This window comes from Tropicimonas sp. IMCC6043 (genome assembly GCF_004146235.1).
Taxonomy (GTDB): domain Bacteria; phylum Pseudomonadota; class Alphaproteobacteria; order Rhodobacterales; family Rhodobacteraceae; genus Tropicimonas.
Window position 1 is genome coordinate 42,108 of record NZ_SELO01000023.1, and the last position, 15,460, is coordinate 57,567.

A 15,460-nucleotide genomic window follows, 5' to 3' on the forward strand; every position below is an offset into this window, starting at 1 on the left:
GGAAGGTCGAATGCTGGTGGATTGGAGAGTATGGCGCATGACCTCAGACCAAATCGAAGTCGTTTCGCTGACCCGTCGCCTCGTCGCATTTGATACGGTCAATCCTCCCGGAGAGGAAAGGTCGGCCATGCAGTATTGCGCAGATTTGCTTGGCCGCTTCGGCTTTGATTGTCGCTTGATTGATCACAGCGCAGAACGGGCCAGTTTGGTAGCGGTGCGCGGGGCGACAAGCGGCCTTTGTTTCAGCGGCCACCTCGACACGGTTCCTCTTGGGCGGGCGGAATGGCGCTGGCCGCCGCATGGCGGGCTGATCGAGGGCGATCGGCTCTACGGGCGCGGCAGCAGCGACATGAAGGGTGGCGTGGCGGCCTTCATCGTGGCGGCCGCGCTTAGTCGAAAGCCAGTTTCGATAGTTCTGACGGCGGGCGAGGAGACCGGTTGCGACGGTGCGCGCTGGCTGGCAGAGGCCGGAGCGCTGCCACCGGCGCGAGCGCTGATCGTGGGTGAGTCCACCGACAACCAGCCGGTCGCCGGCCACAAAGGCGTACTCTGGCTGAAGCTCACTGCAGAGGGACGAACGGCGCATGGCGCGACGCCGGAACTGGGGATCAATGCGATAGGGCGGATGTCGGCCACACTCTCGCGTCTTGTCGATTTCGATCCGCAGGTGGAGCACCCTCAGATGGGGCGTGCGACCTGCAATCTCGGGACGATCCGCGCCGGAATCAATGTGAATTCGGTGCCGGATCTCTGCGAACTCACGGTGGATCTACGCTCCGTCGACGGGATCACCCATGATGAGCTGCGGAAGGCTGTGCTTGCAAGATGCGACGATGGGATCGGAGTTGAGACGATGCTCGACCTGCCGGCGGTCTGGACCGACCCTGCCGCTCCCTGGTTCAGAGGAGCCTCGGCTTGCGTCCGCCAGATCACCGGTCGCGAAAACGATCTGGCCTGTGCTACCTACTTTACCGATGCGTCCGTTCTGACGCCGGCGATGGGATATCCGGAGGTCATGATCCTCGGTCCCGGTGCCTTGGATCAACCGCACAGTACCGACGAACACGTCAGCATCGCCCGGCTGTCCGAAGCGGTCGAGATCTATGCAGCGTTGATCGAGGCCTTCGGGTAAGCGGCTGCGTGGAAGTCGATTTCGAGTTGCTGAACGTGACCGAAGACGCGAAGCGCCTCTGCACGCTGGACCTTGGACATATCCTTTCCGAGCGCATCGAGTCGGTCACGCAGCCAATGCGCCTGGGCCGTGAAGCCGGGGGCGGCGTGCATCTCGACCCAGTCGCGAACCATCGGATCGCTGATCGGCGCCGCTTGGACGGCACTGCACCACGTCCAGTACATCCACTCCGCCGCGAACATCGCAGTGACAATGGCGCCAAAATCCCCGTCACGGGCAATGGCATGCATCCCTTCGCGGAACGCAGCGACGCGCGGCTCGGCCTGAAGAGCCGGATCTGGAGAAATGCCTCGGCGGGAGAAGGCGTTCTCGAAATAGCTCATCTGTTCGTTGGCGAGCGCATCGAGCGTGGCGATCAGTTTGCGGCGATCGTCGAGGTTGGTGGACTTTGCGACGGCATAGCCGAAGATCGCAATTGCCGTCTCGACGAAAGCACCTTCAATCAGCAGGTAGCGGTCGAACACCTCCGCCGACAGGGTATCGGTAGCGATGTCCTGCACAAAGCGGTGCGAGATCATCGCGTCGAAAACCGCGGCGTTTTCCGCGAGGATTTTCTCCGTGAGCGGCTCAGTCATCGAGCCCCTCTTGCGCAGCAGCCACGAAGCGCGCGACTCGCGCGGGCTCGACCGGGTTCCACCAGACGCCGCCTTCTTTGAGCGAGGACGCGACGATCACGCCATTCGTGCGTTTGAGGATTTCAACGATGTTTTCCTCGGTCACGCCTGAGCCCACGAGCAGGGGAAGGTGTGTCGCGCTCCCGATCTCCTCTATCTCCTCGATGGTGGCGCTGTTGCCCGTACGCTGGCCTGTGGCGATGATGCAGTCGCTGTCGAAGAAGGCCAGGTCGCGCGTCAATTCCGGAATCGAGCGGTCGGCGACGATGGCGTGACTGCCGTGTTTCACATGGGCATCGGTAAAGACCTTCACCCGCTCGGCGCGGAGAAGGGAACGATACCGCAGCGCCTCGGCGGCGCGGCCCTCCATAAAACCCTCATTCGCGACATAGGCGTTGGCCCACTGGTTCACCCGGACGAAATTGGCACCCCCGGCGACTGCGGTGGCCAGCGCCGGCAGCGGTGCGTTGGCCAGCACGTTAATTCCCATTGGCACTCCAAAGTCACGCCGGATCCGGTCAGTGACCACCGACAGGAAAGCCGGCGTTTCGGGGCCGATATCCTCGGGCTTGGAGAAAGGAATGTCGCCATGGTTCTCGACAATCAGCCCATGTAATCCGCCTTCGATGAGCCGTTCGGCGTCGCGCAGACAGGCGTCGTAGATCTCATCGAGCGTTTCGCCGCGGTAGCGGGGAGAACCGGGGAAAGGGGGGCAGTGGATCATTCCGATCAACGCCTTGTCGCGCCCGAAAATATCTCTTATCGCACCGGGAGTCCGGTCGGATATGAGCTGCATGTCATGACCTTTCGGTGTGGAGGAAATGGAAGATGAAAGCCTTCGTCATTGGCAACGTGGCCCTGGACGAGACGCTTTCCATCGAGGATTTTCCCCGCCCCGGCGCGTCGATCTTCGGCGCAGCGCTCTCGCATGACCTCGGCGGGAAAGGTGCGAACCAGGCGATTGCCATGTCGCGGACGGGACTGGACTGCCGCTTTGCCGGAGCGGTGGGGCGAGATGCGCGGGGGGAGGAGATTGCCCGGCGTCTGGCCGTCGAAGGGCTCCCTGCGCGGTTGATCGAGATTGATGGCGTCGCGACCGATCTGTCCATCATCCTGATGGCCGAGAGGGGCGAAAACGCGGTCATTACCACGCGGGAGGCGGCCGCCGCCCTGACACCGGACATGGTGCGCGATGTGCTCGACGACGCCGAGCCGTGGGACCTTCTGGTGATGCAGGGGAATCTCGGCGCGGAGACAACCCGGGCGGCCCTTTCGCGCGCCCGGGATCTTGAAATGCGAACCGCGATCAACCCCTCTCCGCTGCAACCGTATTTCGGCGAACTATGGTCACTTGTTGACAGCGCCTTCGTCAACGAGGGCGAGGCCGAAGCGCTCGGCGGTATCGAGGCGTTGCTCGCGGCGGGCGTTGAGAACGTCGTGCTGACGCTCGGTGGCCAGGGCGCCGCGCTGATCCGGACCGACGGGCGCGTGGACGTGCCCGCCGTGCCTTGCGCGGTGATCGACACGACCGGTGCCGGCGATTGCTTCATGGCGGTGGCATTGGCTTCGGCCGCGCTGAGAGGTGGTGCACTGGACGCGCGCGCGCTGGAACATGCCGCACGCGCTGCGGCCCACACCGTTGCGCGCCCGGGCACCGTTGCTGCGTTCCCTGACCGGGCCGAGATGACCCGGATACTCGCCGCCTGATCCCCGCCCCCGGCGACCCGGGTCTGAGCCAGGGACGAACTCGGCCGCGCAGGTCGAGCCGGAGGCGGGAAACCTGTATCGACTGGGATCACCGGTCGACGAGCCAGCCGAGAACGTTACTCCAGAGCCTCGCATAGCCCTCCCATTCACAGAAATCGGGAGAGAGCCAGTGCGGGCCGATATCCGAGGTCCAGACAGCGGTCCGCCCCTTGCCGTGGCTGCCCAGGACCAGCAGCGGATGCCCGCCCTGATCATCGGGCAATTTCGCGATGACCTCGACGTCGTCGCGTAATTCGACCTCGTTGACGCCAAGGATCGGCGGCCAGGCAGAACCCGTCAGGCCGGCCATCGTCGGATGTTCCGGTTGGAGGATTTCGGCCACCGCGCCCTCGGGAACCTCCACGCGGTCGTCCCACGCCAGGCAGGTTACCGGCAGCACGTCCTCCACCGGTGTCTTTCGCCAGCGGGCCTTGCCGTCGATGCCCTGAAACGAAAAATACCCGCCCATCATGATCAGGTTGCCGCCATCGGCCACCCATTGCTTCAACATCCTGAGGCGGTTGGGTACGCATTTCGAGCGCAGCCAGACGTCGGGCGGCAGCAGGAAGGTGTTTGCACCGATATCCGACAGGATGATGATGTCGTATTCCGCCAGCCCCTCGGGCTCGAAGGGAAAGCCTTCGGCCGCTGCGTGGGCCGTCATCTGTTCGATCTCGAAGTCGCTTCCTGCCATCGCCTTCAGCAGCGGATCCGCACCGGTATGGAAATGTACGGATCCGAACTGGTCGAAGCCTTTGTAATGTGTCTCGGACGTGGTCCAGCTCTCGCCGACCAGAAGCACTTTGGTGCTCATCAGTTCCTCCTGTTCGTTCAGATCGTCGCGTCGAAAACGCGGCGGGGATTGGTCACCATCAGCTCTTCGAGAGCGGCGGGTTCGGCGCCATGACGCAGCAGGCGCGGCAGGAAATGCCGGGTGACGAAGGCGTAGCCGTTGCCGCCGTAGCGGGTGAGCATCATCTTGATGAAGACGTCATGCGACAGCAGCAACCGGTCGAGATAGCCGTGCTCGATCAGTCCAATGATCGCGCGGGCCACCTCGTCGTCCGAGGGGCATTGCACGCCCTGATCGGCATAAAAGAAGTCCATGCCGATCATGTCGAACTCGATGAAGGCGCCCCTTTCAGCCAGCGTCGCCTGGTAGACGGGGTCCATGTGCGACGGGTTCATGTGGCAGAGCACCGTGTGGCGCAGGTCGCCGCCCTCTTCCTCGACGATATCGAGCACCTTATGCGCGAGCCGGAACCAGCCGGGCAGGTGCACCATCAGGGGCAATCCCGTGCGGCGTTGCGCCCGCGCGGCGCCGCGCAAGGATTTCTCCTCGTCTGGTGTGAAATCTGAGGAGACGCCGATCTCGCCGATGAGCCCGATCTTTGCATCGGTACCGTCGACGCCGTGAAGCGCCTCCGCCACGATCTCGTCGGCGATGTCATCGACAGAGAGTCCGGCGACCGTGTCCGGCATCGAGGAGGCGAGGTAGTAGCCCGCTCCCATGACGACCTGCACCCCGGTCTCCGCCGAGATGCGCTGGAGCTTGGTCGGGTCCCGGCCAATGCCACGGCAGGTGGGGTCGACAATGCTCCGGCCGCCGACATCGGCGAATTGCTTTACCTCCGCTATGGCCAGGTCGAGATCGTCCAGCGCGATGTTGTGCTTGTTGACGAAGGGATCCTGCCGCAGTTCCGAAAGGATCTCGATGGAAACCGGAGTGTCGGCAAGGTACTGACGCTCAGGTTCTGTCGGCGGGTTCCACCAGCAGGTGCAATCGTTCTGCAAATGCTCGTGCATCAGCGTGTGGCCGAGATCGGCGGACGGGATTGGCCCGTCCACCGTCATGATCCGCCCCGAACCCGTGTGGCATTCGGACAGTTCGCTCATGCGGATTTCCTTTTCGAAAAGCGCCAGTTTCGGTCGAAGAGCCGGGTGTTCATCCAGATCGCGATCAGGATGATTGTGCCGGTGACGATCTGTGTGAAGAAGGGCGAGATATGCATGAGGATCAGGCCATTGCCGATAACCGCGATGGTCATCGTGCCGAGCACGGTGCCGAGCATCGAGGCCTTGCCCCCCATCAACGACGTCCCGCCGAGCACGACCGCCGCGATTACCTGCAGTTCGAAGCCCTGCGCCGCGTTGGACGAGCCCGACCCGAGCCGGGCCGCAATCAGGATGCCGGCCAGCGCACTCGCGACGCCGGAGACGATATAGACTGACGCGAGCACCTTCTTGGCCGGCATGCCGACACGCCGCGCCGCTTCCATATTGGAGCCGACCGCGACGACCTGCCGTCCATATTGCGTCTTCAACATCACGATGAAGCCCAGGATGGCGACCAGAATGGCAATCAGGGCTGGAACCGGGAAGCCCGCGATTTCGCCGCGCCCGAGCCAGAAGAAGCCGTCCGCATCGCGGATCGGGATCGAGTAGCCCTCAGTCATGAAGAGCGCCCAGCCGCGCAGGATCGACAGACCCGCGAGCGTGACGATGAAGGCCGGGATGCCCTGGTAGGAAATGAACCAGCCCTGTATTCCTCCAATCGCTCCGCCGGCGATCAGCATTAGCAGGACCACGACCGGCCAGGGCAATCCAGCGGCCATCAGGATCGCGGCCAGCGCGTTGATCAGCGCCACTGCGGAGCCAACCGAGAGGTCAATGCCCGCCGTGGTGATGACCAGCGTCATCGCCACGGCGACGACAAGGATCGGCGCAGCCTGGCGCACCACGTTCAGAAGGTTGCCCGCCGTCAGGAATGTCGTTGTCATCGCGCCGAAGAAAAGCATGCAGATCGCGAAGAACAGTGCGATGGAGAGCACCTGCGCATGATCGGTGAGAAAATCGGCCAGATCGGAACCGGCCTGCCGTTCGGTGTAGGTCGCCATCAGTGGGCCTCCTTGCCGACGATGAGGTCGACGAGTTCCTGAAGATCGGTTTCGCCGATATTGCGCTCCGCAACCTTGGTGCCCTCATACATGACCGCTACCCGGTCGCAGACCCGGAACAGGTCCTGCATGCGGTGCGTGACGAGAACCACGGCCACGCCGCGGGCCTTCACCCGGTTGATCAGTTCGAGCACCGCCTCGACCTCCGCCACGGCCAGTGCCGAGGTCGGCTCGTCCATGAGCAGCACCTTGGGCGTGAAGCTCGCCGCCCGCGCGATGGCGATGGCCTGACGTTGGCCCCCGGAGAGTTTCTCGACCTTCGCGGTGAGCCGCGGGATGCGAATTTCCAGCGCGGCGAGCATCCTCTCGGCCTCCGCCAGCATCCGTTTCTGGTCAAGAAAGGGGCCGCGCTTCAATTCGCGCCCGAGAAACAGGTTGCCGACCACATCGACGTGGTCACAGAGCGAGAGGTCCTGGTAGACCATCTCGATATGCAGATCGCGCGCCTGGGAAGGCGTTGCGAAGCGGACCTTCCGGCCCTCCATCTCGATTTCGCCCTCGTCCGGTATGTAGGTGCCCGAGATGACCTTGGAGAGGGTCGATTTGCCGGCGGCATTGTCGCCGATCAGCCCGAGGCACTCGCCAGGCCGCACATCGAGATCGACACCGCGCAACGCTTCGTGCGATCCAAATGTCTTGTGAATATTGCGGAGCCGCAGGATCGGCTCGGCCGGGAGGGGGCTCGCCCCCCTCCCTTCCTCATGTTCTGCCATTGCAGTCATTAGAAGAGCGACCGGAAGTCGTCGACGTTTTCCTTGGTCACGATGGTGACCGGAACCGAGATATTCGCATCGACTTCGCCGCCATCCGAAAGGGTCATAAGCGCCTCGACCGCCGCCGCGCCCATCAGCGAGGGATCCTGCTGAATCACTGCCTTGACGTAGCCCTCATCGATGCCGTCGATCACCTGTGCCGTAAGGTCCCAACCGTAGATTGCGACATCTGCCTGCTTGCCCTGGCTGACCACGGCCGCCACAGCGCCCATCAGCGCCGGCTCGCCGGTGGCGTAGAGCGCGTTCAGGTCGGGGTTGGCGGTGATAAGGTTCTCGGCTGCGCCGAGGGCGACATCCTGGATGTTCTGGCCGTCCACCGTGTCGGCAACCGTCACTTTGCCAGCGTCTAGCGCGCCCTCGAAGCCATCCTTGCGGACGTTCTGGATGTAGGAGTTCAAGGCACCGACGATTCCGAGCTTGGCCTCGCCTTCCATGTTCTCGTTGAAGTAGGCGGCGAGGTCCGCGCCGGCTTTCGCGTTGTCGACGCCGATCTGCGCGGCCTGCGGTCCGTCCGGAAGGATCGCATCGATGGCGACGACCGGAATGCCCGCCGCGGCGGCCTGCTCTACAGCCGGCATGATCCCGTTGACGTCAATGGCGACGACAGCCAGTCCGTCCACGCCTTCCTGGATGTAGGTCTCGATGGCGCTGTTCTGGGCGGCGGAGTCATTGTTGGCGTTGAAGATCACCAAATTGACGCCGGCAGCCGCGGCTGCCTCTTCCGCTCCCCGGTTCATCTCGTTGAAGAACAGCGCTTGCTGGTTGATCTGCACCAGAGCGAAGGTCTTGGCGTCCTGGGCCGAGACCGGAAGGGCGACGGCACCGAGAAGGGTCGATGCCAGAAGCACGCCAAGACTTCTGCGGGTAAAGTGTTCAGTCATCTTTTTCCTCACTGTTGAAGTTGCTCAGGCATTTCTGATCGGCGGCGCAACCGAGTCCCGTTCGATCAGAGTGACAGGAAGTAACTCCTCGTGAGGGAGCGTGCTGTCTGCATCCGGCTTGAAGTCGAGAAGCAGCTCGAGCGCTCGCTTACCCAACTCCCGGACCGGCTGCCGCACCGCTGTCACGGCCGGTGCGAAAAGGTGAAGTGGACTGACGTCATCGAAGCCCACAACAGAAACATCCCGTGGAACGGACATGCCCGTCTCTCCCAGTACCTCGTAGAGGCCGATCAGAAGCTCGTCCGAGGTGGCGAAGATTGCGGTCGGTCGGTCGTCGCTCCTGGAGATGAATTTCCGGGCCGCTTCCCGACCGGCCTCGACGGTATAAGGACCAGAAATGCGTTCGACCCGCAGGTCCGTGTCCGCCACCTCCCGCAACCCGCGCAGAAAACCCTTGTGGCGCCTTTCGCCGCTGATCATTTCATCCACGCCGCCGACAAAAAGCAGATGCCTGTGCCCATTGAGCGCCAGGTGCCGTCCGGCCAGGTAGCCGCCCGCATCATTGTCACAAAACAGCTTTGGTACATGCGTCGCGGCCACGTCCTCGTCCACAACGACACAGGGGCCCGCAGTGTTGATCTTCTCGGACAGCGTAGCATCGCCAGCATGGTTGGTGATGAAGATAAGGCCGTCGGCACGTCCTTGCCGGATATGGTCGAGATACGAAATCTCCCTCTCACGACGGTTCAGCGTGGCGTGCAGCGACAGCGACAGGTTTCGACGGTCTGCCTCGGCCTCCACCGAGGCGACGAAGGTTGAGAAAAACGGTGTCGAGATATCGGGAACCATCAGGGCGATTGTCTCGGAGCGACCGAGGCTGAGTCGGCGCGCTTGTGCATTGGGAACGTAGTTGAGCTCTTCGATCGCGGTGTCGATCGCGTCGGCGGTGCGTTTCGGCAGGTCAAGGGAGCCGTTCAGGTATCGTGAGACAGTCGTCTTCGACACATTTGCCAGCCGCGCAACGTCCTGCAAATTCGCCATGAATGCTACCCAAGCGCAAAGTAAACCGGTTCAGTAAATCGGTACACTATATCGGTAGGCCGATTCCTCTTGGGCTGTAAAGAGGTTTTCGGCGCACCGTCGTCGCCTCTGGTCAATCGGTCGTGAAAACGATGTTCATGCCCAATTTTTTGGCGGAGGACCATTCGAAGGGGACACTGGTTCCACCAAGCCTCATTGGCGGCGCCAGGCCGACTGCTGACGAAAATCTTTCCTGATCCTTGCATGTAAGACAATCATTGGTTTGACGACTGCAGTGTTCTGCCATCTTTGGTGCACGGGACTCATTGGTGCGCAATCAGAAGAAGACGCGGCCAGTGGAACTACAATAGGTCGGCCAAAGGAGGTGAACTTACGCACTTCGGCGGCTCAAACTCCGTCAGCGTTGCAAGCGCAGAGCGCTCCGGGTCCATATATTTGGACGGCATTGACCGGTTCAACCAAAGTGAACAAATCGGACGAGGGCAGGAGTGACTTCGTGTGAGTTGAAGCCAAGGTCGACGCGATCTGGAACGCGCTGTGGACGGGGGCTATCGAACCCGCGAACTGTAATGGAGCAGTTCACGCTTCTTCTCGTCCTCAGGGGCTTCGATGACGCACAATCCCGCGCGGAACGTCAAGCCCGGGCACGAGGCCCTAACGAGTTTGTTCGCTCGGGCCAGTTGGTTTCACGCTTTCGCAAATCAAAAAAAAAGAGAGCGAGTTCCGGATATACGCTGCGACAGTGATCTGTCTCGACTTGTTCTGCGCTGCTGTCGTTCGCCGAAGTGGCGCATAAGGCCAAAACACACCAGGATTCTTGACTTTCTTAGTTGATCGGCCCCGCGCATTCATGCACGGGGCCGGTATTCTGATACCCTCTGGCATCGCATTCGGTCGTCCACGCGCAGCTGTTACGCGGCTTCCAGCTCTTTGATCACGGGAAGCCCGGACGCCTTTACAGCGGCGCGGATCTCGACATCGGCCGCATCGCCGAGCGGCTTCAGCGGTTCGCGGATGTTGACGTTGTCGATGATCCCGCGAGCGCGCAGGGCGTGCTTCAGTGCGACGCTGCCTTCCATGTGCGAGCCGCGGTGGTACACGGCCTTGGTGACAGGCAGCAGCTGCTCATGGATTTTCCTGGCGGCGGTGTAGTCCTGTGCCTTCCCGGCCTTCAGATACTCGATCAATGCCTCGGGCGCCATGTTGCCGTAGCCGACCAGCAGGCCGTCGATATCGAACATCGTGGGCAGCAGCCACTCGTCGTGGCAGGACATGATGGCGAGATCCGGGAACTCGTTCTTCAGGACCGGAATCTCGTTGTACCAGCGCTTCATGTCGCGCACGCCGTTCTTGGTGGCGGTGACACCGGGGATCGCCGCAATGTCGAGTTGCGTCTGAAGATCGTAGGTGCACTTGGTGACGTTGGGATATTGGAACAGGATGCATTCCAGCCCGGATTCGGCGACGGCCTGGTACCGCGTCTGTGGGGCGCCCTTCTGGTAACCAAAGCGCAGCCAGCCGTGGTTCGGATAGACCAGCGCACCGCGGGCGCCTGCGTCGTATTTCTCTTTCGCCTCGAGCTCGGCGACTTTCGTGCCTTCTCCGGTGATGCCGGCCACGATCGGGACGTCCACCGCGTCGGCGTAGACGCGGATCAGTTCGATCTGTTCGTCATGGGTGAGGAACGTGCCCTCGCCGGCGTGTCCGAGGATCACGAGGGTTTTCACACCGTCGATCCCAGCCAGCCATTTCGCGAGCTTCGCGTTCTGATCGTAGTCGACGTCGCCGTTGTCCTTGAAGATGGTCACGGGGGCCGGGTTCAGTCCTTTCCAGTCAATTGCCATAGTAGGTCTCCCTGGGTTGATGAAAGTGTGGATTCGGTGGTTTGGTATCGATACTGGGAACGTTCCTATTTATGCTGCCATTCGTGTCGTCTGTCAAGTCTTCATTCCCTCCTGATGATTCTATTGAGGTTGCGGGGCGGTTCGGAGCGTGGCCACGAAGACCTGTGCAGCACCTGTTCGGTCGGAGGTGAAGACGACCTGCGTCCCGTCGGGCGAAAAGCGCGGATGCGGGTGAGTGTGCTGCGGCGCGTAGACTTTCACTGGACCGTCGTTGTAGGGAAATGGCTCCGCCCAGTGATCCCCGCGCGATGAAGCCTCCGAGGCGAGCAGAAACTGCGGCGAGGTCTTTCCGGCAAGGTCGAGCAGGTGTAGCCCGCGATCGGGGAAGTTGGTGTCGCAGACGAGCCTCGTCCCTGTTGTGTCCGGCGCTCCGTGCCAGACCGGGAAGTCGGTCACGCGCGTCACTGCGCCCGTGTCGGGATCGATCTCGCCCATCCCGTTCGGCCAGTCCACGAACAGAACGGTTCGATGTCCGGGGCGCCAGACCTCATGGGTGATCCACTGCATGTCGTGTTCGCGTTCGAAAATCCGGCGCGCACGGCCGCTCCGGTCGGTAACCCAGACACGGTCGGTCATCGGGCCGGCAAAAAGGATCAGGTCCTCATCGTCAGGGCAGAATTGTGGATGACCGATAGTGTCGCGTTCGAGGAATACCTCCGCGCTCTGTCTCTCGGTGTCGATCATCCAGAACCGGCTGACCGCGCCGGTCTTTACTGGCACCGCCCAGAATCGGCCGCTTGCGGAAAGAGCGGTGGTGCCCATCGCCGCCCCGACCATGCCGGCTTCGCGTATCTCGGCGCGGCCGAAATCGACCAGCTCCTCCACTCGACCGTCTGAGGTCGAGACACGCTTGCCGGATTGTCCGGAGACAAAATAGATCCACGCACCGTCCTTGGAGGGGATCACCGACCATTCCGCCAGCGATGGATCGTCCGTGAGCTGAATGACCTCGCCCCCTTCCTGTTGCTCGATGTAGATCTGCGGAGCGCCAGACCTGTGCGAGAGAAAGACCAGGAATTGACCTGCCGCGTCCCACGCATCGACGAAGAAGAAGGGATGGTGGTGGATGGAGGGGTGCGCGGTCACCTGCCGCACGATTGCGTTTTCGGTCTCCGAGACGACCCGGGATTCCGATGGAAGTGGATTCCAGACCATGATTCAGTGATCCGCGGATTTGGCGAAGGGGGGGACAGGTCCATTCCTTCTGGAGAGCGTGAAGATCGCGGCAACCAGTGCCCATCCGGTGGCCACAGCCGCCAGCCAGGTCAGCGTGCCAGCCGGTGCAACAACACCGAGCAGGCCGGCAAGGCCGATCGGGATACGGGTTGCCCAGGTGAGCTTCCGGCCGCACCAGCCGACAAAGGCTACCGCCCACAGCGCCGTCGAGACAAGCAGGGCGAGAGCGCTGAGTCCGATCTGGACGGCAGGTCCCTGAGCCAACACACCCGGATCGAAGACAAAGGCGAAAGGCACGAAGAATGCGACGAGGCTGAGCCCGAAGGCCGACAGGCTGGTCTGCATGGTCGATGCCTTTCCAACACCCGCGGCTGCGAAGGACGCCAGCGCCACGGGGGGTGTCACCATGGAGAGCACGCAGTAGTAGAAGATGAAGAAGTGGGCCGCGAGCGGCTGGATGCCGAGATCCTCGATGGCCGGCACGAAGAGCACCGCGCCGATGATGTAGGCCGCCACGGTCGGAAGGCCCATGCCCATGATGATGCAGCCGAACATGGCCAGCGCAAGGGAGGCGTAGATCGACCCTTCGGACAGTGACAGGAGAGAACCCGCGAACTTGAGCGCCAGGTTCGATTGCACGGCGACCGCGATCACGAGGCCGATCGAGGCGATGGGGACGGCCACTTCGGCAGCCTGCTTGGGCGCCTCACGAAGTGCGTCCAGAACCTCCTTGGTGCCGATCCAGGTGTTCCGGCGAATGAAGGGGGCGATGAAGCAGACGGCCGAGGCAGCGACAGCGGAATAGGCAGCCGAGTAACCGTAGATCAGCATACCGATCAGCAGCAACGGCGGCAGAATCAAGTGCAGGCGGGGCAGCAGCGGCGGAGTCTGGTTGACCTCTTCCGCTGTCAGAGCACGCACGCCGTCTCGCCGGGCGATCAGGTCGACGACAAGCAGCAGCGCAAGATAGAAGGCCAAGGCCGGGATCAGGCCGGCAAGGGCGATCTGCGCATAGGGAATGCCGAGCAGTTCGGCCATGACGAAGGCGGCGACCCCCATGACTGGTGGCATCAGCTGCCCGCCGGTCGACGCGATTGCTTCGATACCTGCCGCTCGGTAGTCGGGAATGCCTGTACGCTTCATCATCGGGATCGTGAGAACACCGGTGGAGACGACGTTGGCGACCGCGCTGCCAGAGATCGAGCCCATCAGCGACGAACCGATGATCGCCGCCTTGGCGGTACCGCCGGTGGCGCGACCCGCAGCGCGAATGGCGAGATCCATGAAGAGCTGCCCGCCGCCAACCGCGGCATAGCAGGCGCCGAAGAGGATGAAGTAGAAGACGAAGCTGACCGATGTGGAGGTGGTGACGCCGAGAACGCCGGCGGTGGTCATCGTGGTGATTTCGATGGCGGCTTCGAGCCCGAAACCGCGGAAATTCAGCCAGCCCGGCAGCACATTGCCCCAGAAGGCATAGGCGATGAAGGCCAGCAGGACCCAGACGAGAATCCACCCCACTGCGCGGCGTGCGCCTTCAAGCAAGAGAAACACGAGCGTGATTCCGGCGGCGATGTCGATAGCGAAGATCGGCGAAACGTTTTCCATGCGCGTCGTCAGGCGCTCGAAAGCGAGCAGGTAGTAGGCGAGCACGGCGATCGATGCAGCAATCAAAGCGCTGTCGATGACAGCCCGGAGCCACCCTGGCAGCGCCGGTGCCTCGAGCGGACGCCAGAGGAACAACAGTACGAGCGTCGTGGCAAGGTGAACCGGACGGTCGAACAATGGCTGCTGCGGGTAGATCAGGATGTAGACCTGGAACAGGATCAGGCCGATGCCGATCACGAAAGCCAGGCTCTTGGCCGTTGAACGGTTGATTCCGCTGGACATGGACTCCTCCCTGGAGTTCGCGATGACGATGCGAGAATGAATGGGCGGTCGAGTCTGCGTGGCGACGCATGACCCGGCCGCCCTGAGCGGGTCACATCAGACCGGCTTCCTTGTAGTAGCGCTCGGCGCCCGGATGCAGCGGGATACCGGTGTTTTCGGGCTTCATCGCCTGTGCAGGATCGAAGTTGCTCCAGGCCCCGTGCGATGCCTTCAACTCATCGGCATTCTCGATGATCGTCTTGGTGATCTGATAGGCCGTCTCTTCGTCGAGGCCGGCGTTGGCGATCAGGACGGTTCCGAGGTTGGCGCCGATCGTCGCGCTTTCCTGCCCTTTGAACCACGGGCCGTAGGTGCCGATCTTGAGCCCGTTTTCGGCAAGAAGATCCTGCACTTCCTGCGGCAGGTCGAGGAAGGAGACATCGGCGGTCAGTGCGACTTCGGTGATCGTCGGGTGACCCTTGATCATCGTATCGACATAGAGATCGGCATTGCCATTGCGGATCTGGTCGGGGATCTGGCCGGTGCCGACCTGGATGATGTCGCCGCCGTTGGACTTGATCTCGTCAGCGCTGGTTCCGAGCGCTTCGAAGATCATCTCGGCCGCCGGGACCGCCGACGAACCGACCGGCTTCATCAGCACACGTACAGGCTCATCCGACTGTAGAATTTCCTTCAGGTCAGTTGTGCCTCGCTTCTCGAGAAATCCGTTCCGCGCGATCACGCCGACATAGACGTCGTTGAGGCCTCCAACCAGAGCGCGGATGTCGGGCGCGGCCATGCCTTGGTAGGCGTCGCCACCATTGGCGGCCCAGACCGCGGTCGCGACGTTCGACAGAGCGATCTCGGCCTTGCCGCCCTGCACCACCATCGGGTTCGCGACACCGCCGCCGCGGGCGATCACCTCGACCGAATTGTTGCCGAGGATCGGCTCGATCATCTGCTCGAGCGTCGCGGCAAAGACGTACCAGGACGACCCCTCGCGCATCGCCCCGATACGAACGTCCTGGGCCACCGACGCGGTGGCGGTCAGCGTAATTGCGGCGGCGGCCAGCGTGGCTCCCCGAATGTGGCTTCGCATGTAGTTCAGCATGGATTCTCCTCCCGGTGTGTTTCCGTGCCCCGGCACATGATATCAGGGCAATCGTTCGTTCCAAAACTGGCACGGATCATGGCACTTCTACCTCTGGATCCATGTCAGCGTCCCAAAGCTCCTCCCATTAGGAACGTTTTTGGGAACGTTCCCAACCTGCCATTGCATCGTTCCCAAGTCAAGTGATATATTCGGGGCG

14 protein-coding genes are annotated in these 15,460 nt (G+C 62.3%); 2 read left to right on the top strand and 12 right to left on the bottom strand.

What is annotated here, in order from left to right:
• Positions 1-10 precede the first annotated feature (10 nt).
• Positions 11-1,132 carry a M20 family metallopeptidase gene (locus EU800_RS18005; RefSeq protein ID WP_242500622.1) on the top strand — a complete coding sequence of 374 codons (1,122 nt, stop codon included), beginning with the start codon at positions 11-13 and terminating at the stop codon, positions 1,130-1,132.
• On the opposite strand, the gene EU800_RS18010 is transcribed toward EU800_RS18005, so the two are convergent.
• Together EU800_RS18010 and EU800_RS18015 are read right to left on the bottom strand one after the other, a co-directional pair.
• Complete coding sequence (locus EU800_RS18010; protein ID WP_129634418.1) at positions 1,102-1,767, bottom strand: TenA family protein; 666 nt, start codon at positions 1,765-1,767, stop codon at positions 1,102-1,104. The genes EU800_RS18005 and EU800_RS18010 overlap by 31 nt on opposite strands.
• Positions 1,760-2,602 carry a BtpA/SgcQ family protein gene (locus EU800_RS18015; RefSeq protein ID WP_129634419.1) on the bottom strand — a complete coding sequence of 281 codons (843 nt, stop codon included), beginning with the start codon at positions 2,600-2,602 and terminating at the stop codon, positions 1,760-1,762. Before EU800_RS18015 ends, EU800_RS18010 begins: the two co-directional genes overlap by 8 nt.
• A 32-nt stretch (positions 2,603-2,634) precedes the next feature.
• Here EU800_RS18015 and EU800_RS18020 point away from each other — a divergent pair, with 32 nt between their 5' ends.
• Positions 2,635-3,513, top strand: coding sequence for a ribokinase (locus tag EU800_RS18020; protein WP_129634420.1), 879 nt, complete (start codon positions 2,635-2,637; stop codon positions 3,511-3,513).
• Positions 3,514-3,601: 88 nt separating this feature from the next.
• Here EU800_RS18020 and EU800_RS18025 read toward each other — a convergent pair whose 3' ends face one another.
• The 10 genes from EU800_RS18025 to EU800_RS18070 form a co-directional block, all read right to left on the bottom strand.
• Entirely contained in the window at positions 3,602-4,366 is a 765-nt protein-coding gene (locus tag EU800_RS18025; RefSeq protein WP_129634421.1) for a glutamine amidotransferase, read from the bottom strand.
• A 17-nt stretch (positions 4,367-4,383) separates the two neighbouring features.
• Entirely contained in the window at positions 4,384-5,448 is a 1,065-nt protein-coding gene (locus EU800_RS18030) for a phosphotriesterase (RefSeq protein ID WP_129634422.1), read from the bottom strand.
• Positions 5,445-6,449, bottom strand: coding sequence for an ABC transporter permease (locus tag EU800_RS18035; RefSeq protein WP_129634423.1), 1,005 nt, complete (start codon positions 6,447-6,449; stop codon positions 5,445-5,447). Before EU800_RS18035 ends, EU800_RS18030 begins: the two co-directional genes overlap by 4 nt.
• Positions 6,449-7,222 (bottom strand): ATP-binding cassette domain-containing protein, encoded by a 774-nt coding sequence (locus EU800_RS18040; protein WP_242500623.1) that lies wholly within the window; start codon positions 7,220-7,222, stop codon positions 6,449-6,451. The genes EU800_RS18035 and EU800_RS18040 overlap by 1 nt, the downstream gene beginning before the upstream one ends.
• Positions 7,223-7,230: 8 nt before the next feature.
• A complete protein-coding gene (locus tag EU800_RS18045; protein ID WP_129634425.1) occupies positions 7,231-8,163 on the bottom strand; it encodes a substrate-binding domain-containing protein in 933 nt (310 codons plus the stop codon).
• 24 nt (positions 8,164-8,187) lie between these two features.
• Positions 8,188-9,204, bottom strand: a complete 1,017-nt coding sequence (locus EU800_RS18050; protein WP_129634426.1) for a LacI family DNA-binding transcriptional regulator — start codon at positions 9,202-9,204, stop codon at positions 8,188-8,190.
• A gap of 911 nt (positions 9,205-10,115) precedes the next feature.
• Positions 10,116-11,048 carry a dihydrodipicolinate synthase family protein gene (locus EU800_RS18055; RefSeq protein ID WP_129634427.1) on the bottom strand — a complete coding sequence of 311 codons (933 nt, stop codon included), beginning with the start codon at positions 11,046-11,048 and terminating at the stop codon, positions 10,116-10,118.
• Positions 11,049-11,168: 120 nt separating this feature from the next.
• A complete protein-coding gene (locus EU800_RS18060; RefSeq protein ID WP_129634428.1) occupies positions 11,169-12,263 on the bottom strand; it encodes an oligogalacturonate lyase family protein in 1,095 nt (364 codons plus the stop codon).
• A gap of 3 nt (positions 12,264-12,266) precedes the next feature.
• Entirely contained in the window at positions 12,267-14,171 is a 1,905-nt protein-coding gene (locus EU800_RS18065; RefSeq protein WP_129634429.1) for a TRAP transporter fused permease subunit, read from the bottom strand.
• A gap of 91 nt (positions 14,172-14,262) precedes the next feature.
• The gene (locus tag EU800_RS18070) at positions 14,263-15,261 is read right to left on the bottom strand and encodes a TAXI family TRAP transporter solute-binding subunit (protein ID WP_129634430.1); all 999 of its coding nucleotides are present in this window, start codon (positions 15,259-15,261) and stop codon (positions 14,263-14,265) included.
• Between the last annotated feature and the right edge of the window lie 199 nt (positions 15,262-15,460).